The 18,590-nt window shown below is 72.3% G+C and carries 18 protein-coding genes; 8 read left to right on the forward strand and 10 right to left on the reverse strand.

Features of this window, described 5'->3' with window-relative positions; genetic code table 11:
* Positions 1–5 precede the first annotated feature (5 nt).
* From ACFE7W_RS01030 to ACFE7W_RS01045, 4 genes are read right to left on the reverse strand one after another with little or no spacing between them, the layout of a single operon-like run.
* A complete protein-coding gene (locus ACFE7W_RS01030; protein ID WP_375422911.1) occupies positions 6–1,091 on the reverse strand; it encodes a family 43 glycosylhydrolase in 1,086 nt (361 codons plus the stop codon).
* Positions 1,088–1,996, reverse strand: coding sequence for a carbohydrate ABC transporter permease (locus tag ACFE7W_RS01035; protein WP_375422912.1), 909 nt, complete (start codon positions 1,994–1,996; stop codon positions 1,088–1,090). Before ACFE7W_RS01035 ends, ACFE7W_RS01030 begins: the two co-directional genes overlap by 4 nt.
* Positions 1,993–2,937: a carbohydrate ABC transporter permease gene (locus tag ACFE7W_RS01040; protein WP_375422913.1), complete on the reverse strand. Its 945-nt coding sequence runs from the start codon at positions 2,935–2,937 to the stop codon at positions 1,993–1,995. Before ACFE7W_RS01040 ends, ACFE7W_RS01035 begins: the two co-directional genes overlap by 4 nt.
* 2 nt (positions 2,938–2,939) lie before the next feature.
* Entirely contained in the window at positions 2,940–4,286 is a 1,347-nt protein-coding gene (locus ACFE7W_RS01045) for an extracellular solute-binding protein (protein WP_375422914.1), read from the reverse strand.
* 137 nt (positions 4,287–4,423) lie between these two features.
* Here ACFE7W_RS01045 and ACFE7W_RS01050 point away from each other — a divergent pair, with 137 nt between their 5' ends.
* The 4 genes from ACFE7W_RS01050 (at position 4,424) to ACFE7W_RS01065 (ending at position 10,112) form a co-directional block, all read left to right on the forward strand.
* Positions 4,424–5,452, forward strand: a complete 1,029-nt coding sequence (locus ACFE7W_RS01050; protein WP_375422915.1) for a LacI family DNA-binding transcriptional regulator — start codon at positions 4,424–4,426, stop codon at positions 5,450–5,452.
* A gap of 94 nt (positions 5,453–5,546) precedes the next feature.
* Entirely contained in the window at positions 5,547–7,862 is a 2,316-nt protein-coding gene (locus ACFE7W_RS01055; RefSeq protein ID WP_375422916.1) for a family 43 glycosylhydrolase, read from the forward strand.
* Positions 7,859–8,836 carry a glycoside hydrolase family 43 protein gene (locus ACFE7W_RS01060; protein WP_375422917.1) on the forward strand — a complete coding sequence of 326 codons (978 nt, stop codon included), beginning with the start codon at positions 7,859–7,861 and terminating at the stop codon, positions 8,834–8,836. Before ACFE7W_RS01055 ends, ACFE7W_RS01060 begins: the two co-directional genes overlap by 4 nt.
* Positions 8,837–9,092: 256 nt before the next feature.
* Positions 9,093–10,112, forward strand: coding sequence for a peptidoglycan DD-metalloendopeptidase family protein (locus ACFE7W_RS01065; protein WP_375422918.1), 1,020 nt, complete (start codon positions 9,093–9,095; stop codon positions 10,110–10,112).
* A 23-nt stretch (positions 10,113–10,135) separates the two neighbouring features.
* Here ACFE7W_RS01065 and ACFE7W_RS01070 read toward each other — a convergent pair whose 3' ends face one another.
* Entirely contained in the window at positions 10,136–11,131 is a 996-nt protein-coding gene (locus ACFE7W_RS01070; RefSeq protein WP_375422919.1) for a tyrosine recombinase XerC, read from the reverse strand.
* Between the two features lie 63 nt (positions 11,132–11,194).
* On the opposite strand from ACFE7W_RS01070, the gene def reads away from it, so the two are divergent.
* Positions 11,195–11,797: a peptide deformylase gene (gene def, locus ACFE7W_RS01075; protein ID WP_375422920.1), complete on the forward strand. Its 603-nt coding sequence runs from the start codon at positions 11,195–11,197 to the stop codon at positions 11,795–11,797.
* Here the strand turns inward: def and ACFE7W_RS01080 are convergent.
* A complete protein-coding gene (locus ACFE7W_RS01080; RefSeq protein ID WP_375422921.1) occupies positions 11,770–12,648 on the reverse strand; it encodes a TrmH family RNA methyltransferase in 879 nt (292 codons plus the stop codon). The genes def and ACFE7W_RS01080 overlap by 28 nt on opposite strands.
* 66 nt (positions 12,649–12,714) lie before the next feature.
* On the opposite strand from ACFE7W_RS01080, the gene ACFE7W_RS01085 reads away from it, so the two are divergent.
* On the forward strand, positions 12,715–13,257 hold the full coding sequence (locus tag ACFE7W_RS01085; RefSeq protein WP_375422922.1) for a YbaK/EbsC family protein: 543 nt from the start codon (positions 12,715–12,717) through the stop codon (positions 13,255–13,257).
* A gap of 26 nt (positions 13,258–13,283) precedes the next feature.
* Here the strand turns inward: ACFE7W_RS01085 and ACFE7W_RS01090 are convergent, their stop codons facing one another.
* The 4 genes from ACFE7W_RS01090 to ACFE7W_RS01105 form a co-directional block, all read right to left on the reverse strand.
* On the reverse strand, positions 13,284–14,057 hold the full coding sequence (locus ACFE7W_RS01090; protein WP_375422923.1) for a sulfite exporter TauE/SafE family protein: 774 nt from the start codon (positions 14,055–14,057) through the stop codon (positions 13,284–13,286).
* Positions 14,057–15,256, reverse strand: a complete 1,200-nt coding sequence (locus tag ACFE7W_RS01095) for an SPFH domain-containing protein (RefSeq protein ID WP_375423515.1) — start codon at positions 15,254–15,256, stop codon at positions 14,057–14,059. Before ACFE7W_RS01095 ends, ACFE7W_RS01090 begins: the two co-directional genes overlap by 1 nt.
* 70 nt (positions 15,257–15,326) lie before the next feature.
* Entirely contained in the window at positions 15,327–15,803 is a 477-nt protein-coding gene (locus ACFE7W_RS01100; protein WP_375422924.1) for an NfeD family protein, read from the reverse strand.
* 111 nt (positions 15,804–15,914) lie between these two features.
* Complete coding sequence (locus ACFE7W_RS01105) at positions 15,915–16,697, reverse strand: ABC transporter ATP-binding protein (protein ID WP_375422925.1); 783 nt, start codon at positions 16,695–16,697, stop codon at positions 15,915–15,917.
* Between the two features lie 97 nt (positions 16,698–16,794).
* On the opposite strand from ACFE7W_RS01105, the gene ACFE7W_RS01110 reads away from it, so the two are divergent.
* On the forward strand, positions 16,795–17,505 hold the full coding sequence (locus ACFE7W_RS01110) for a hypothetical protein (RefSeq protein WP_375422926.1): 711 nt from the start codon (positions 16,795–16,797) through the stop codon (positions 17,503–17,505).
* A 67-nt stretch (positions 17,506–17,572) separates the two neighbouring features.
* Complete coding sequence (locus ACFE7W_RS01115) at positions 17,573–18,535, forward strand: cyanophycinase (RefSeq protein WP_375422927.1); 963 nt, start codon at positions 17,573–17,575, stop codon at positions 18,533–18,535.
* Positions 18,536–18,590: the final 55 nt, after the last annotated feature.

The following is an 18,590-nucleotide window of genomic DNA, read 5'->3' on the forward strand; positions in this document are numbered from 1 at the left end:
CGGGGTCAGGAGCCCGGGTCCCCGGCGGGCAGCGGGATGAGGGTCTCGCTGCCGGAGGGCACGCCGAACTGCGGCGTCCCGTCGGCGGCGAAGGTCAGCGGCTGGGCGTAGACCTGCCGGTCGGGCCCACAGCTGCCCGCCGGTGTGGTGACCGCGTGGTAGGCGAACCAGGTCTGGCTGCCGTCGGGGGAGGTGAAGAAGCTGTTGTGCCCGGTCCCGTACTCCCCGCTCTCGTCGCCGCCGGTGAACACCGGTTGGGGCGACTTCTGCCAGCTGGCCGCCTTGGTCAGGTCGGCCCCCGCGTCCGCGGTCAGCAGCCCGAGCGCGTAGTCGGGGGTCCAGCAGCCGGATCCGGAGTAGCTGAGGTAGACCTTGCCGTCGCGGACCAGGGCGGCCGGCCCCTCGTTGACCAGCACCCCGACGGTCCCGGCGCTGGTCTCCCAGTCCAGCCGGGGCTCTGACAGCAGCAGCGCCGGACCGCGGGTCCGGGTGGGTGACGCGAGCTCGGCCAGGTAGAGGTTCTGCTGGCCGTTGTCGTCACCGGGCCACCCCGACCAGACCACGTAGGACGTGCCGTCCGCCACGCTGAAGACGGTCGCGTCGATGGCCCACCGGTCCCCCGGAAGCTCCAGCCGGCCGGCGAACCGGTAAGGCCCGTCGACGGTGTCGGACTCCAGCACGTAGCTGCGGTGGTGGTTGTTGTCGCCGTCGTCGGCGGCCACGTAGATGTACCAGCGACTGCCGATCTTGTGCAGTTCCGGTGCCCACCACTCACAGCACGGCGCCCCGTCCTTGCCGCCGCTGAACACCCGTTTCCGGGTCGCGTCGCCCAGCGTGGCCAGCGAGGTGGACGAGCGCAGGGAGACGCCCTTCCCGTCGCTGGTCGACTGCACGTAGTAGTAACGGCCGTCGACCACGGTGAGGAACGGGTCGGCGCCGCGGCCGAGCACGGGGTTGGCGAAGGTGGCCTCCGCCGCGCCGGAGCCCGCCGGGCTGGTCGGGCTCGACCCCCCAGCCGCCGACTGACCGGCCGGAGAGCAGGCCGCGAGGGGCAGCAGGGCGAGCGCAGCCAGCAGGGCGCGCGCCCTCATCCCTTGAGGCCGCTGCGGGAGACACCCTCGACGATGGAGCGCTGGGCCAGGATGAACAGCACGATCGCCGGGACGCTGGCGATCGCGGCACCCGCCATGACCACCGGGTAGTCGATGGTGAACGCACCCTGCAGGATCGACAGCCCGGCCGGCAGCGTCAGGTTGCTCGGGCTGAAGAGGACGAACACCGGCCACAGGAAGTCGTTGTAGTTGGTGAGGAACGACAGCACGAGCAGCGTCGCCAGACCGGGCTTGGACAGCGGCAGCACCACCCGGGTGAAGGTCCGCCAGAGGTTGGCGCCGTCGATGGCGGCCGCCTCCTCGAGCTCCTGGGGCAGTGACAGGAAGAACTGCCGCAGGAAGAACACGCCGAACGCCCCGCCGGCGCTGGGCACGATCACCGCCCACAGGGTGTCCAGCCAGCCGAGGGAGTTGACGATGATGTAGTTCGGGATCAGGAACAGGAAGCCCGGGATGAACAGGGTGCTGATCACCGCCCCGAAGACCACCTTCTTGCCCGGGAAGTCCAGCCGGGCCAGCGCGTACGCGGCCAACGCCGACGTCGCGGTGACCAGGACGGCGTTGGCGGCGCCCGCCACCAGGCTGTTGATGAACCAGCGGATGACCGGGGTCTCGCTGGAGGTGTTCAGCAGCGGGCGGTAGCCGTGCAGGGTGGCGGGGTCGGGGAGCCACTGCGGCGGGATCGAGGTGGCCCCGTCCGGGGTCTTGAACGAGGTCAGGAACATCCACAGCAGCGGACCGAGGAAGACCAGCGTCAGCAGGCCCAGGACGACGGCGAACGCGAACCGTGACATCGGAGTGCCGTTGCGGCCTCCCCGGGCCCGGCCGGCAGGCGACGACGCGACCTCGGTCGGGCGTCCGGTACCGGCGACCGCGGTGCTCACGAGGCGTCCCGGTCGCGGAAGAGGCGGAAGTTGATCAAGCTGACCAGCAGCAGGATGATCGCCAGCACGTAGCTCATGGCGGCCGCCGAACCCATCCGGAAGCTGCGCAGGCCCTCGTCGGCGATGTAGCCGATGATCGTCCGGGTGGCCGTGCCCGGGGCGCCCTTGGTGAGGATGTAGGACTGGCCGAACATGTTGGCCGAGGCCAGGATCGTCGTGGTGACCACGAAGACCGCGACCTGGCTGAGACCCGGCAGGGTGACGTTGCGGAACTGCTGCCAGCGGTTGGCCCCGTCCATGTCCGCCGCCTCGTAGAGCTCGGGTGAGATGTCGGTCAGGCCGGCGAGGTAGATGAGGGCGTTGAAGCCGAGGGTCCACCACACCGTCATGCCGACCAGGCTGATCCAGGCCCACGGCAGGTCGGTGGTCCACGGGATGTTGCTGCGGAGGAAGTAGTTCACGACGCCGATGTTCGGGTCGAGCATGTAGCGGAACAGCAGCCCGATGACGGCGACGCCCAGCACGTAGGGCAGGAAGAAGATCGCCCGGAAGAACGTCCGGCCGGGAAACGTGCGGTTCAGCAGCAGCGCCATGCCCAGCGGGATGACCACCAGGCAGGGGACGCTGAAGAGGGTGAAGATGCCCGTGGCCCCCATGCTCTGCCAGAAGTCGCTGAAGTCGCGCGAGCCCGGCGTGAACAGGTCGACATAGTTGGTCAGGCCCACCCACGGCTTCTCGAACAGCGCGAAGTCGTAGTCGTGCAGGCTGATCCAGATCCCGAAGACCGCCGGCAGCACGATGAAGCCGACGAACAGGATCAGGTAGGGCGCGAGGAAGAGGTAGGCGGCAAGGCCCTGCTTGCGCCGCGCGCCCTGCCGTCGCCGGCTCAGCGCGGCGACGGCAGGCGCGGGTGCGACCCGCGCGTCGGACTGGACGGCCACAGTCAGGCCCCGTACTTCTTCTGGTTGCTCTGCAGGATCTGCGTCGCCTTCTGGGCACCGGCGCTCAGGGCCTGCTGCGGAGTGGCCTTGAGCAGGACGGCGGAGTTGACCGCGGTGTAGAGCTCGGCCAGGGCGTCACCGATACCGGGCACGGCCGGCGGGAAGTGCACGTACTCGGCCTCGGGCGCCAGCGAGTACTCCTCCGTGAGCGCCTTGAACTCCGCGCTCTCGGCGATCGACTTCTTGGCCGGGATCTTGCCGCTGGTGGCCCACTGGGCCGACTGCTGGCTGACCCAGTTGATGAAGTAGCGCGACGCGTCGAGCTTGTTCTGGTCCGGCTTGAGCTGACGGAGCTGGACGAACTGGTGCGAGTTGCCCCAGACGCCCTTCTGGCTGCCGATCTGCGGCACCGGGCCGACGCCCCACTCGATCTTGTCCTGGGCCTTGAGGTCGTTGATCTGCCAGATGCCGTTCCAGTTGAACGCGTTCTTGCTGTTCTTGAAGGAGATGTAGTCCGCGTCCTGGCCGACGTTCTTGGGGCTGTAGCCCTTGTTGATCATGTCGACCAGCCACTGCAGGGCCTGGACGGCACCGTCGGAGTCGAAGGTCGCCTTGGTCAGGTCGGCGTCGAAGGAGTCCGCTCCGTACTGCCACATCAGGGACTGGAACGTGAAGCCGCCCGTGAACTGGAAGGGCGAGACCCAGAAGCCCTGGATCCCCTTGCCCTTCATCTGCTCCAGCGCGGCCTCGTAGTCGTCCTTGTTGGCCGGCGGCTTCTCGGGGTCGAGACCGGCCTTGCTGACCACGTCCTTGTTCCAGTAGAAGGCCAGCGGGTGGATGTCCAGCGGGATGCCGTAGCGCTGGCCCTTGTAGACCCCGCCCTGCCAGACCGCCGGGGAGAAGTCGGACTCCTGCAGCTTGAGGGCGGTCGCCACCTGGTCGATCGGGGTGATGATGTTGCGGGCCGCGTTGGTCGGGATGTCGTCGATGTGCAGAGCACCCACGTCCGGGCCCTTGCCCGTGGTCACCGCCGCCGGGAGCTTCTGGAACAGGTCGGCCCACTGGTAGATGTTCATCGTGACCTTGACGTTCTTCGCCTGCGCGTTGAAGTCGCTCACGATCTTCTTGATCACGTCACCGTCGCCACCGGTGAAGCCGTTCCAGAAGGCCAGCTCGACCGCAGGACCGGTGTAGTCGGCGCCGCCGGAGCCGGTGTCGGGGGCAGCGGCCTGGCCGGCCCCCATCTTCTTGCCGCCACCGCACGCCGACAGGGCCAGACCCGAGCCGGCCAGTCCGGTCAGGGCCATGAACGATCGCCGGGTCAGGGCGCTGGAGGACGTCGTCGTCATCTCGAACTCACTTTCTGAGAGGGTTTGCTGCCTATCCTGCCGTGACCTTACAACGATGAAAAGAACGGTCGCGCACGAGGTGTCTGCTACCCAGGGACCGAGCCCCCAACACAGCCCGCGCTGCTAGCGTGCACAGCGTGAGCCCACCCCGACCGGCGACGCGGTTGAAGGACGTGGCCGCGTTGGCCGGTGTGTCGGTCAAGACCGTCTCGAACGTCGTCAACGACTTCCCCTACGTCCGGCCGGCGACGAGGGCCAAGGTTCAGAGCGTGCTCGACGAGCTCGGCTACCGGCCCAACCTCAGCGCCCGTAACCTCCGCAGCGGCCGGACCGGGGTGATCGCGCTCGCCGTCCCCGAGCTGGAGGCGCCCTACTTCGCCGAGCTGGCATCCCAGGTCGTGCGAGCGGCCATCGACGTGGGCTGGACGGTGCTGATCGATGAGACCGGCGGTGACCGCGAGCGGGAGCGTGCCGTCGTGGCCGGGATCCGGGGCCAGCTCATCGACGGCGTGCTGCTGAGCCCGCTCGCGCTGCGCGAGTCCGATCTGCAGCAGGGCGCGTCGGCGGTCCCCCTGGTGCTGCTCGGGGAACGGCTCGGCCCGGGTCTGGCCGACCACGTCGCGATCGACAACGAGGCGGCGGCCCGCGAGCTGACCGAGCACCTGATCAGCTCGGGCCGGACCCGGATCGCCGTCGTCGGGTCGCAGCGACCTCCGTACGGGCACACCGGTCAGCTCCGGATGGCTGGCTACCGCGCAGCTCTGGCGGCCGCCGGACTGCCCTACGACCCCGGACTGGTGATGCCCGTGGTCCAGTGGCGGCGCGGACCCGGGGCGGAGGCGGTCCGGGCCCTGGTCCGTCGCGACGACCCGCCCGACGCCATCTTCTGCCTCAACGACCTGCTGGCCGTTGGCGCGCTCTTCGCCCTGGCCGAGGAGGGCATCTCGGTGCCGGATCAGATCGCGGTCGTGGGCTTCGACGACATCGAGGAGGGCCGTTACCATCGGCCGGCGCTGACCACGGTCGCCCCGGACAAGGCCGAGATCGCGCGGCAGGCCGTCGCCCGCCTCGCCCAGCGGCTGAGCCCTGGCCCGGACTCCCAGGCGCCACCCGAGGAGGTGACGGTCGGCCACCGGCTGCTGGTCCGGGGCAGCACCAGCGGCTGACCGCGAGACCCGCGATCAGGGACCCGGGTTTCCATCGTTGGAAGGTCCGGGATATAACGAGGGACATCGCTCCGTCACCGACGACAGGATCTCGATGCGCACCCCTCCCGCCCTGCTGGTCGCCGCCGCGGCCACCACCGCTCTCGCCCTGGTCTCCCCGGCTCTCACCCCGACCGCGTCCGCGGGACCGGTGACCCGGACCGGGTCGGCCGCGGTGACCCGTGCCGCGTTCACGAACCCTGTCTCGAGCCCGATCGCCGACACGTTCGCGGACCCGTCGCTGCTCCGTGGCCTGGACGGGGCCTGGTACGCCTACGGCACCTCCGACCCGCTGCGGGAGGGCGAGGAGACCCCGCACCGGATCCCGGTCGCGCGGTCGGCCGACCTCGTGCACTGGGCCTCGGTGGCGGACGCGTTCAGCGACGCGACCCTGCCGTCGTGGGCCGACACCAGCCACGGTGCGGCCCTCTGGGCGCCGGACATCCGCTACGTGGACGGCCAGTACCGGATGTACTACGTCGTCACCGAGACCACGGTGACCGACGAGCCGAACGACAACGCGGTCGGCCTGGCCACCGCACCCAGCCCGACCGGGCCGTGGACCGACAGCGGGGCACCCGTGCTCGGTCCGCGTCGCGGCCCCAGCGGGAACCCCGGCGACTTCCTCTGGAGCTTCGACCCCTCGGCGGTCACCGACACCGACGGCAGCCAGTGGCTCTTCTACGGCTCCTACAACGGCGGGATCTCGACGGTCCGGCTGAGCGCGGACGGCACCCGGACGGTCGGCACTCCCACCCGGGTCGCGATCGACAACAAGTTCGAGGGCGCCTACCCCGTGCACCGCGGCGACTGGTGGTACCTCTTCGCCTCGACGGCCAACTGCTGCGCCGGCCCCACCACCGGCTACAGCGTCCAGGTCGGCCGCTCGCGGCGCGTGGACGGCCCCTACGTCGACGCCCAGGGCGTGTCGCTCACCGCCTCCCGGGCCGGCGGCACGCCGACGCTGGTGCAGAACGGGAACCGCTGGGTGGGCGCCGGCCACAACGCCGTGCTGACCGACCTCGCCGGGCAGGACTGGTTCGTCTACCACGCCATCGACCGCGCCGACCCCTACCTGGACGGGACCGACGGCATCAACCGGCGCCCGATGCTGATGGACCGGCTGGACTGGGTGCACGGGTGGCCCGCGGTCCGGGCCGGTCGCGGGCCCAGCGCCGGGGTCCGGACCGGGCCGGCCACCGGCGGGCGCAGCGTCACGACCTTCGCCGCCGGCCTGCCCGGCAGCTACGCCCGGACGGGGTCGTGGACCACCGCGACCGACGCCCAGTCCGGGTCGCTGGCCCGCTCGAGCGCGGCCGGCGCGCTGCGGTCGACCACCCCGGCCGGCGCCGGCGTCCGGGTCGAGGCCGACCTGCGCTCGACCGGCGCCCGGTTCGGACTTCAGGCCGACGCCGGCGCTACCCGGGTACGTGCGGTTCTCGACCCGGTGCGCCGCCGGTTGACCCTCACGCAGACCCTGGGTGGCCAGGTCCTGGCCTCGGTCAGCCGCCGGCTGCCGGCGGGAACGACTGCGAGCTGGCACGTCGTGTCGCTGACGGTCCGCGCGGGCCACGCGGTCGCGGACGTGTCCTCGGCGCGGCTCGGTGACCCGGTGGCCGTCGCGACCCTTAGCCTGCGCGGCTCCGTCGGCCGCACCAGGTCCGGCGGCGCGTACGCCGGTGGAGCCGGCGTCGACGTCGACAACCTGAGTGCCCTACCGGCGGCCCGGCCGGTGCGGCAGCTCGTGGCCGACCGGGTGGCGAACCGGCTCGACCGGACGGCCGGCGACGAGTTCTCCGGGGACACGCTGGCCCCGGGCTGGAGCTGGGTCCGGCCCGACGCGGCGGCGACGGTGACCGGCGGCCGGCTCCGCTGGCCCACCGAGGCGGCCGACCTCGGCGGCACGGCCAACAACGCCGGGGTGCTGCTGCGCTCGTCCCCCGGCGAGGGTCGTTGGACCGTGCAGACCAAGGTGTCGGTCGACCTCGGCGTCGACACCGTCCGTAACTTCTCCCAGGCCGGTCTGGTCGCCTACGTGGACGACGACGAGTTCGCCCGGCTGTCGGCCGTCGCCATCTGGGACACCCGGCAGACCGAGTTCGGCCACGAGACGTCCTACGCGGGCCGGTTGTCCTACGGTGGCACCATCGTCGGTCCGCCGGCCGCCACCACCTGGCTGCGGCTGACCCACCGGCTCGACCCGCGCAACGGGGAGCACGAGCTCCGCGCCTGGACCAGCCGCGACGGCCGGAGCTGGGTCAAGGGTGGCGTCTGGACGCTACCTGCCGGCTCGGACGTCCGGGTCGGGCTGGTCTCCCAGGGTGGCGCCGGCGCGACCGCGCGGTTCGACTACCTCCGGGTGTACCGATGACGGCCGCTCCCCGCCGCCCCGACGCTCCGGGGTCGTCCCGCCGGCACTACCGCAACCCGGTCTACGACGGCTACTTCGCCGACCCCTTCGTGCTGCGCTGGGAGGACCGCTACGTCGCGTACGGCACCGGCGACCAGGTGGACGGTCGGGCTTTCCGGGTGCTCTCGTCCTCGGACCTGGTGGAGTGGACGCCGGCCGGCGGGGCGCTCGAGCTGCCCTCCGCCGAGCTCGGTGCGGACTTCTGGGCACCCGAGGTCGTGCACGCCGACGGCGCCTGGTGGCTGTACTACTCCGTCGGGCACGGCGACGTCGGACACCACCTCCGGGTGGCGCACGCCACGGGGCCGCTCGGACCCTTCACCGATACCGGAGTCAACCTCACCCCTGAGGAGACCTTCGCCATCGACCCGCACCCGTTCCGCGACGCCGACGGGTCCTGGTACCTCTACTACGCCCGCGACATGCTGGACGCCGAGCGGGTCGGCACGTCGCTCGCCGTGGTCCCGTTGGCCGGCATGACGTCGACGGCCGGGCCGGCGCGGCCGGTGCTCGCGCCGAGCGCGGACTGGCAGATCTTCGAGCGCCAGCGGTCGATCTACGGCCGGGTCGTCGACTGGCACACCCTCGAGGGGCCCACCGTCCGCGAGCACGACGGGCGCTACTACTGCCTCTACTCGGGTGGCTCCTACCTCGGCGAGGGCTACGGCGTCGCCTGGGCGTCGGCGCCGCACCCCCTCGGACCCTGGACCGAGCCCTCCGGGGCCGAACGGCTGCTGGCCACCGTGCCCGGCCACGTCCGCGGGCCCGGCCACAACTGTGTGGTCACGAGTTTCGGCGGCACCGACGTGCTGGTGTACCACGCCTGGGACGCGGAGATGACCCGCCGCTGGATGTGCATCGACCCGCTGCACTGGACCGAGGACGGCCCCACCACCCCCGGCCCCACCTGGACCGAGCAGCGTCGACCGGTCTGACTCCGCCGGGGCCCCCGTCGAACAGCCAGTCCCCCGCGCCCTGAGCCTGTCGGGAGGGGCCAGCCCCCGCGCGCTGAGCCAGTCAAAGGCCTCGAAGAGGTCGCGCATGCCGTGGACGTCGGAGACGACGACGGGAGCGACCACTCGCCGGAACGAGGACGCCGCGCGCTGTCCACAGGCAGCGGCGTGCACGGGCGTCGTCCACAGGCCCGGCTCGGTCGCGCACGAACAGGACCTGCGTCCGGAGACTGCTCACGTGAGACGGTTCTCCTCCGGCGGCTGGTGCTGCGTCCTCGCCTTCGCGCTCGTGCTCGTGGCCCTGCTCGGGACGGCCGCGCCCGCATCGGCGGCACTCCGGCTACCGCGGGGCCGGTGGCCCCTGTCCGCGTCCCCGCAGGTGCTCCGCGGCTTCGAGCCGCCGCTCACCCGGTACGGAGCCGGGCACCGAGGCGTCGACCTCGCCGCGGCCCGCGGCACGCCCGTGCTGGCCGCCGCCGACGGGACCGTCACCTTCGCGGGGCCGGTCGCCGGCCGGGGCGTCGTGGTGGTCGACCACGGCGCCGTGCGCACCACGTACGAGCCGGTCGCGGCCCAGGTGTCGGTCGGTCAGCGGGTCCGGGCCGGCGCGCCGCTCGGCGTGCTGAGCGGCGGCTCCCACTGCGCTCGCAGCTGCCTGCACTGGGGCCTGCGGGCGGGTGAGGAGTACCTGAACCCGCTGCTCCTGCTCGACGCCGGCGGGGATGTCCGGCTGGTCGCGGCGACCGAACGAGCTGTCGTGGAGCGTGACGCCGCCCGCCGGGTGCACGAGGCCGCTCTGGTGAACGCTTCGCTGCTGGCCGGGCCGGGAACCGGCTGGGTGATGGGTACGGGCGGTCAGCACGGGTTCGGCCATCCCGTTCCCGGCGCCATCACCTCGCCTTTCGGGGTCCGCCTGCACCCGATTCTGCGCGTCTGGAAGCTGCATGACGGCACCGACTTCGGCGCCGGGTGCGGAACGCCCATCCGGGCGCCGGCGGCCGGTCGGGTGAGCCGGGTCAGCCACAGCTCTGCCTACGGGAACCGGCTGTTCCTCGACCACGGCCGGGTCGACGGCCTCTCGGTGGTAACGGGCTACAACCACGCGGAACGCTACGTGGTCCACGCCGGGCAGCACGTCGCGAAGGGCCAGCTGCTGGGCTACGTCGGAGAGACCGGCTACGCCACGGGCTGCCACCTGCACCTGATGGTCTGGCTCGACGCCGACCTGGCCAACCCGATGACCTGGTTCGCCCCGTGACGCCGCTGCGGGAGCCGGACCGCTCAGGCCCGGGGATGGGCCTGCTGGTAGGCCTGACGCAGCCGCTCGTCGGTGACGTGGGTGTAGATCTGCGTGGTGGCCAGCGACGCGTGGCCCAACATCTCCTGGACGCTGCGCAGGTCGGCCCCGCCCTCGAGCAGGTGGGTGGCCATGGCGTGCCGCAGCCCGTGCGGACCGAGATCGGGAGCGCCGTCGACGCGGCTCAGCGCCTCGTGGACCACCCGTCGCACCACCCGCTGGTCCACCCGCTGACCGCGCGCCCCGACGAAGACGGCCGGTCCGGCGGCCGGTTCCGCGAGCCGCGGACGACCGTCCGCCAGCCAGGCGTCGAGGGCCCGCAGGGCGGGGCGGCCGATCGGCACGGAGCGTTCCTTGCGGCCCTTGCCCAGCACCCGTAGCAGCCGCCGCTCCACGTCCACATCGGCGAGGTCGAGGCCGCAGAGCTCGGCCACCCGGATGCCGGTGGCGTACAGCGTCTCGAGCATCGCGACGTCTCGCAGCTCCAACGCCGGCTGCTCCGTCGCTTGCTCCGGGCCATCGCCGGACGGGTCGTCGCCGTCGCCGGACGGGTCGTCGGGTACGCCTGCGGCCCGACGGCCCTCGATCATCCGGACGGCCTCGTCTCGGGCCAGGGTCGCCGGGAGCGACCGCACCGAGCGGGGCGAGCGCAGGCTGCGGGCCGGGTCGGCCGGCACCCGACCGGTCCGGTGGGCCCAGTCGAAGAAGACGCGGGCCGCGGCGGAGCGGCGCTGCAGGGTGGTCCGCGCCTGCCCCCGCGTCTGCTCGTGGGCCAGCCAGCTGCGCAGCGAGCGCACCGACACCTCGCCCAGCTCGAGCACGCGGAGCCGCTGCAGGTGCCGGAGCAGACCGCCGACGTCGGAGCGGTAGGCGCGGACCGTGTGCTCGGACAGCTCGCGCTGCAGCCGGAGGTATCGGGTGTACTCCGCCAGCACGGCGGCGTAGCCCTCGGTCAGCTCGTCGGCCCCCTCCACGGTCACCGCACCAGGCTGCGCCCCGGCAGGCGGGTCGGGGCGCTGCCACTCCGCGCTAACGTGACGTCTGTGACAACCGAGCAGAAGACCGGCGGCCAGATCCTGCCGATCACCCGGTGGGGCGCGCCGGTCATGCACGCCCGGACCCGGCCCGTGACCGACTTCGACGAGAGCCTGAGCGCCCTGGTCGACGACATGTTCGCCACGATGTACGCGGCCGAGGGCGTCGGCCTGGCGGCCACCCAGGTCGGCCTGGACCTGGCCGTCTTCGTCTTCGACTGCCCCGATGACGACCACGTCCGGCATCGGGGTGTGGTCTGCAACCCGGTGGTCGAGCTGCCCGAGGGCAAGGAGCGTCACCTCGAGACCATCGACGAGGGCTGCCTGTCCCTGCCCGGGGCCTACATCGAGCTGGCGCGGCCCGACCACGCGGTCTGCCGCGGTCAGGACGTCGAGGGCCGTCCGGTCGAGGTGACGGGGACGGGCCTGCTCGCCCGCTGCCTCCAGCACGAGACGGACCACCTCAACGGAACGGTCTTCGGCGACCGGCTCTCCGGACGCGCCCGGAAGAAGCTCTACGCCCTGCACGAGGACCTCTCCGACACCTACCCCGAGGACTGGCCGGTCTCGCCGCGTGACCAGCGCTACGACGACGAGGACGAGGAGGACTGAGCCGGTCCCAGGACGTAGCAGGCGACCGCGGTCGCGGCGGCCACGTTCAGGGAGTCGATGCCCGCGGCCATCGGGATCCTGGCCCGGACGGTGGCAGCGGCCGTCCAGCGCGTCGACAGACCGGCGCCCTCGGTGCCGACCAGCAGCGCCACCTTGCCGGGACGCCCGTCCTGGCCGGCGGTCACCGCCGACACGTGGGCCAGGTCGACGCTGTCGTCGGTGAGAGTCAGCGCCACGGTGACGAAACCGGCCTCGCGGAGCTGCTCGGGTGCAGCGTGCCAGTCGGTCAACCGCGCCCAGGGCAGCGAGAACACCGAGCCCATGCTGACCTTGATCGACCGCCGGTAGAGCGGGTCGGCCGAGCGTGGGGACAGCAGCACCCCGTCCCAGCCCAGCGCGGCGGCGTTCCGCAGCAGCGCGCCGACGTTGGTGTGGTCGACGATGTCCTCACAGACCACGAGCCGCTGGAGCTGGAGCAGGTCGGCGACCCGATGACGCTGCTCGCGGTGCAGCGACGCGAGGGCACCGCGGTGCACGTGGAAGCCGGTGACCTGCTCGGCGAGGTCCTCGGTGACCAGGTACACCGGCACCTCGGGCCAGCGATCCAGGACGTCGTCCAGGCCGGCCAGCCACCGCTCCGCGAGCAGGAAGGAGCGTGGCCGGTAGCCGGCCTCCACCGCCCTCCGGATGACCTTGTCCCCTTCGGCGATGAACAGCCCGCGCTCGGACTCCAGGGAGCGGCGCAGCGAGGTCTCCCGCAGCCGGACGTAGTCGGCCAGCCGGTCGTCGTCGGCCTGGGTGACCTCGACGACCGCCGCTCGTGGTGCAGGGGCTAGCCGCGGCGAGGTCATCGCCCCATTCTCGCCGTCGAGCCTGTCTGTCACACCTTCGGCGACGCTCCTCCCTAGGCTGGGCAGGTGAACCCGCCCCGCCTCGGCACCCTCGACTGGCAACCGGCGCGCAGCCGTCCGGAGCTGCTGGCTTCGCCGGTCCGTCACGCGCTGGCGCTGGCCGACGTGCCGTGCTTCGCGGCCCCGATCGATCCCGACCTCGCCGACACCGCCGCCTTCTGCGACGCGTACGGGGTGACGCTCGACGTCTCGGCCAACTGTGTGGTCGTGACGGGACGGCGCGGTGAGGTCACCACGACCGCCGCCTGCCTGGTGCTGGCCACCGACCGCGCCGACGTCAACCGGGTCGTCCGCCGCCATCTGGACGTACGCAAGCTCTCGTTCGCCAGCATGGCCGACGCCGTCAGCCAGACCGCCATGGAGTACGGCGGGATCACCCCGGTCGGGCTGCCTGCAGGCTGGCCCCTGCTGGTCGACCAGGCGGTGGCGAGCACGGACTGGGTGGTCGTGGGCAGCGGGATCCGGGGCAGCAAGCTGGCTCTACGCGGCGCCGACTGCGCACGCTTGCCCGGCGCCGAGGTCCTCGAGCTGCGCCAACCGCCCGGCTGAGCCCGGGCGCCCGGGACCGGACGGGCTCAGCCCAGCAGGGCGACGATGGCCACCACGCCCACGGCGATGATCAGCACCCGGTAGGCCACCGCGGGCAGCCGTCGTCCCGCCCGGCCGCCGACCTGCGCCCCGAGCACCGAGCCGACGGCGATCGTCACCGCCACCGGCCAGTCCACGTCGCTCACCACGATGAAGACCACCCCCGCCACGCCGTTGACGATCATGGCCAGCACGTTCTTCGCTGCGTTGACGCGCGTCAGTGTCTCGCCCAGGGCGATGCCCAGCAGCCCGATCAGCAGCACGCCCTGGGCGGCACCGAAGTAGCCGCCGTAGACGCCGGTGAGCAGCACTCCCACCCACAGCGCCGGCCCACCGCGCGCGGAGCCGGCGGTGTTCGTGATGCCGAGCCGCTGGCGTCGGGTGGCCACCCGCCGCGACAACGTCGGCTGGGCCAGCACCAGGACGCAGCCCAGACCGATCAGCACGGGGACGATGGCGTCGAAAGCCGCCGAGGGCAGCCGGAGCAGCAGCAGCGCCCCGACGATGCCGCCCGGGAGAGAGGCCAGCCCGAGCCGTCGCAGTCGAGGGGCCTGGCCGGCCAGCTCGGGTCGCATGGACAGCGCTCCGGAGAGCGACCCGGGCGCCAGCCCGACCGTGTTCGAGACGTTCGCGAGCACGGGCGGGACGCCGAGCGCGACCAGGGTCGGGAAGGTGATCAGCGTGCCGCTGCCCACGACCGTGTTGATCAGCCCGGCTGCTCCGCCGGCCAGCCCGACGAGGAGCAGCTGGTCCCAGGGCACTACCCGCGCTCAGGCTCCGCGTGCTCGGGCCCAGCCGCTGCGGTGGACCCGTTCGTCGCTGGGTCGCCACCCTGGGCGGCCGGTTCTGACGTTCCCGACGAGGCGGCTTCCAGCGCGGCGGGCCGCTCGACGTGAGCGCTGACCGCGGGCCTCTCCAGCTGCTGGGCGGCGGCGATCGCCTCCTGCATGGTGCGTTCGGAGGCGGCTGCCTCGGCCGCGTTCTGCTTCTCGATCTCGCCCTGGACATCGATCTTGGGCGGCGCGGTGAACTGCCCGCTCGCCTGCGCCGGGATGCCCGAGGTGATCGAGCCGACGGCGCTCCCCAGGCCCTCGAGGGCCTTGTTCAGCTCACTCGGCACGATCCAGACCTTGTTGGCGTCGCCCTTGGCCAGTGACGGCAGCATCTGCATGTACTGGTAGGCCAGCAGGGCCTGATCCGGCTGGCCCGCGTGGATGGCCCCGAACACGGTGCTGATCGCCTGCGCCTCACCCTCGGCCCGCAGCATCTGGGCCTGCCGGTCGGCCTGGGCGCGCAGCACGGCGGCCTCCCGGTCACCCTGCGCCCGGAGGATCGCGGACTCCTTCTCACCGCCGGCGGACAGGATCTGGGACTGCCGCTGCCCTTCGGCGATCAGGATCGAGGCCCGCTTGTCGCGCTCGGCGCGGGCGCCCTTCTCCATCGCGTCGCGGATCGTGGCCGGCGGCTCGATGGCGCGCAGCTCGACGCGGTTGACCTTGATCCCCCACTTGCCGGTGGCCTCGTCCAGCACGATCCGCAGCTTCTGGTTGATCTCCTCGCGGCTGGTCAGGGTCTGCTCGAGATCGAGCCCGCCGATGATGTTGCGGAGCGTGGTCATCGTCAGCTGCTCGATGGCCTTGATGTAGTCCTGCGCCTCGTAGGCAGCGCGGACCGGGTCGATGATCTGGAAGTAGATGACCGAGTCGATGCTGACCATCAGGTTGTCCTCGGTGATCACCCCCTGGGGCGGGAACGGGACCACGTTCTCCCGCATGTCCAGGTTGTGCCGCACCTTGTCCAGCACCGGCACCAGCAGGTGCGGCCCGGGCTCCAGGGTGCGGTTGAACTTTCCGAGCCGTTCGACGATGGCGACCCGCTGCTGCCTGACCACGCGCACGGCGTTGCCCAGGAACACGATCAGAGCCACCACGACGGCCAACACGACGATGAGATTGGCGATGTCCACGTCTCCAGTGTGCTCCCTGCTCAGGGCACGACGCGGGACGACGGCCCGCGGAGGGCGGGCGCGGTCAGGGCAACTGGCCGTACTTGGGGTAGACGACCGCGATGGCGCCGTCGATCTCGTAGACCTCGATCTCGGTGCCGGCATCGATGACGACGTCGGTCGAGTACGGACGAGCCGACCAGCTCTGCCCGTCGATCTTGATCTCGCCGCCGGCCCGGTCGACCTGGGAGATCGCGAGCCCGGTACTGCCCACGAGCTTGGCGGTCGAGGAGCGGTAACCCGGCATGTTGCGCACCCGGGCCAGCAGCGTCGGGCGCAGCAGGGCCAGCATGCCGACGCTCACGCCCGCCGCCGTCAGCACCTGCAGCCACCACAGGCTGGGGGCCGCCACGGCGACGATGCCTCCGGCGAACGCTCCGACGGCCAGCATGATCAGCACCAGGTCGAGTGAGACGATCTCGGCCACCGCCAGCAGGAAGGCGATGCTCATCCAGATCGCCCAGGCATGGTCGCCCAGCCAGTCGGTCAGGTTCTCAGGCATCGTCGGCTCCTGCGTGTCGGGACGGCGTCCGCCGGACCTGCCTCCATCGTGCCAGACCGCTCGAAGACCGCAGCCGCACCGGACCGGTCGCCGCTCCTCACCCGGCCGTCCTCAGCCGGCACGCGCGGCCCACCGGCCGTCGGTCTCGGTGAGGGTCAGCGGCAGCTCGAAGGTGGCGGTGAGGTTGTCGGCCGTGAGCGTCTCGCGCAGCGGCCCGGCCGCCACCACCCGGCCACGCTTGAGCAGCAGCGCGTGCGTGATGCCGGCCGGGATCTCCTCCACGTGGTGGGTGACCAGCACCGAGGCCGGCGCGTACGCGTCGGTGGCCAGGTCACTGAGCGTGCGGACCAGCGACTCCCGACCCGCAAGGTCGAGCCCGGCGGCCGGCTCGTCGAGCAGCAGCAGCTCGGGGTCGGTCATCAGGGCCCGAGCGATTTGTACCCGCTTGCGCTCGCCCTCGCTGAGGGTGCCGAAGGTGCGGTCGGCGAGGTGCGCGATCCGCAGTGACGTCAGCAGCTCCGCGGCGCGCTGGTGGTCGAGCTCGTCGTAGTCCTCGCGCCAGCGTCCGAGCACGGCGTAGGAGGCGGACACGACGACGTCGTGCACCCGCTCGCCTCGCGGGATCCTCTCGGCCAGCGCGGCCGAGGTGATGCCGATCCGGGGTCGCAGCTCGAAGACGTCGACGGTGCCCAGCACCTCCCCCAGCAGCCCAATCACCCCGCTCGAGGGGTGGATCTGGGCTGCCAGCAGCTGCAGCAGCGTCGTCTTTCCGGCGCCGTTGGGGCCGACGACCACCCAGCGGTCCGCCTCGTCGACACTCCAGTCGACGTCGTCCAGCAGGGTGGCACCTCCGCGGACGATGCTGACTCCGGCGAGATCGACGACTGCGGCCATGCGGGTCAACCTATCGTCCGGCCACGACCCGACCGGGCAGCCGGTGCGGCGTCGACGTTCCCGGCCCCGCTCTTCGCGGGCCGCCTATCGTGGTCGGGTGCAGGCGCTCCCCTCGCTGCGGTTGACGGTCAACCTGAACGCCGTGCTGCGGTTCCGGCGCAGTCCCGCCCAGGCCGCCGCGGCCGTGGTCGGCGACGACGTCGCCCACCACGTGGTCGACCCCGAGGACCTGCTCGGCATCGACCCGCTCCGGGCCACGGCGCTGGCCGACGCCATCGCCGTGATCGCCGGTCGGGAGCAGGAGATGTGGGTGCTGGCCCTGCCGCAGCCGGGCGCGCCGGGTGCGCTTCGCGGCCCCGTCGGACTCAACCGGGCGGCGTTGGAGGCCGGTGAGGTGGTGCTGGCCGGCAGCGGCGGGATCGCCCTGGTGCCGCACGCCGTCGGCCGCGGCGTCCAGTGGCGGGTGCACCCGGCCGAGCGGCCGTTCACCCCGCTCACCTCCTACGACGCGGAGCGGGCGCTGAGCGAGACCGTGATCAGCGCGGCCGCCACCCTGGCGCGGCTCGACGTGGCCGCCGGCAGCCGGCCTGCCAGCGACCCGACGGCCGATCTGGCCCCCGGCTACAGCTCGCGGCAGCGGCTCGCGGCGGACCGGGCCGCACGACTGCTGCTGGCCTGTGAGACCGCGTTGAGTTCCGACGGCGCCGCCGTCAGCGCGTACGAGGCCAGCGTCCGCGCGGTCGAGCTCCGGCGGCTGCACCGGGCCGCTGCCGACGCTCTCTGCGCCGCCGCGAGCTGGATGGGCTGAGCGGTCGGCCGCCGGCGCTCAGCCGGGTCGGCGGGAACTGTCGGTGCGCTTCCGTAGCCTGTATGCCATGCCCGACCCCCATCCTTCTGCAGCAGCGCCTCCCCTGGGCACCCTCTACGCGATCGGCGGCGCTGAGGCGAAGCTGCGCCGTCGGAGCGTGCTGCGCTCGTTCGTGGCCGCCGCCGGCGGCAGCGAGGCCCGGATCGCGGTGGTTCCCACGGCGTCCTCGCTCGGCCCCGAGGTGATCGAGGTCTACCAGGCTGTCTTCACCAGCCTGGGCGCGGCCGAGGTCGTCCCGGTGCGGCCCCAGAGCCGGGCCGAGGCGCAGGACGCTGGGCTCGCCGCCCAGCTCGCCGACGTCGACGCGGTCTTCATGACCGGCGGCAACCAGCTCAAGCTGAGCTCGTTCATCACCGGCACCACCTTCGGCGACGCCATCATCGCGGCCTACCGGCGGGGCGCCGTCGTCGGCGGCACGTCGGCCGGCGCCAGCATCCTGGCCGAGCACATGATCGCCTTCGGCGTCGGCGGCTCGACCCCCCGACAGCGGATGAGCCAGCTCTCGGTGGGGCTCGGGCTGATCGGCGGGGTGGTGATCGACCAGCATTTCGAGCAGCGCAACCGCTACGGCCGGCTGCTGTCGCTGGTGGCCCAGTCGCCCTCGCTGCTGGGGATGGGCGTGGACGAGGACACCGCCGCGGTCGTCCGCGGGGGCAGCCAGCTGGAGGTGGTCGGGCGCGGTGCCGTGACGGTGGTCGACGGCCGCTCGCTGGTCTCCAACGCCTTCAGCGCGCAGCGGACGGCACCGCTGCTGATGTCCGGCGCGGTGCTGCATGTCCTGCCCGCGGGCAGCGTCTTCGACCTGGAGACCCGCACCCTGGTCGCCCACGCCGAACCGGTCGCCGACGCCGAGATCGCGGAGACCCGGGCGGCCGAGGCCGACCTGCGCAAGCTCGCGCTCGACATCGCCGCCGAGGGCGTGTCCCCGACCAACTACGCGCGCCACCTGCGACGCGGCCGCCGGGGCTGACGGGTCTGGCGGGGCCGCGGAAGCTGACGGGGCCGCGCGCGGTGAGCACCAGCAA

The organism is uncultured Friedmanniella sp., assembly GCF_964244285.1.
Taxonomy (GTDB): domain Bacteria; phylum Actinomycetota; class Actinomycetes; order Propionibacteriales; family Propionibacteriaceae; genus Microlunatus.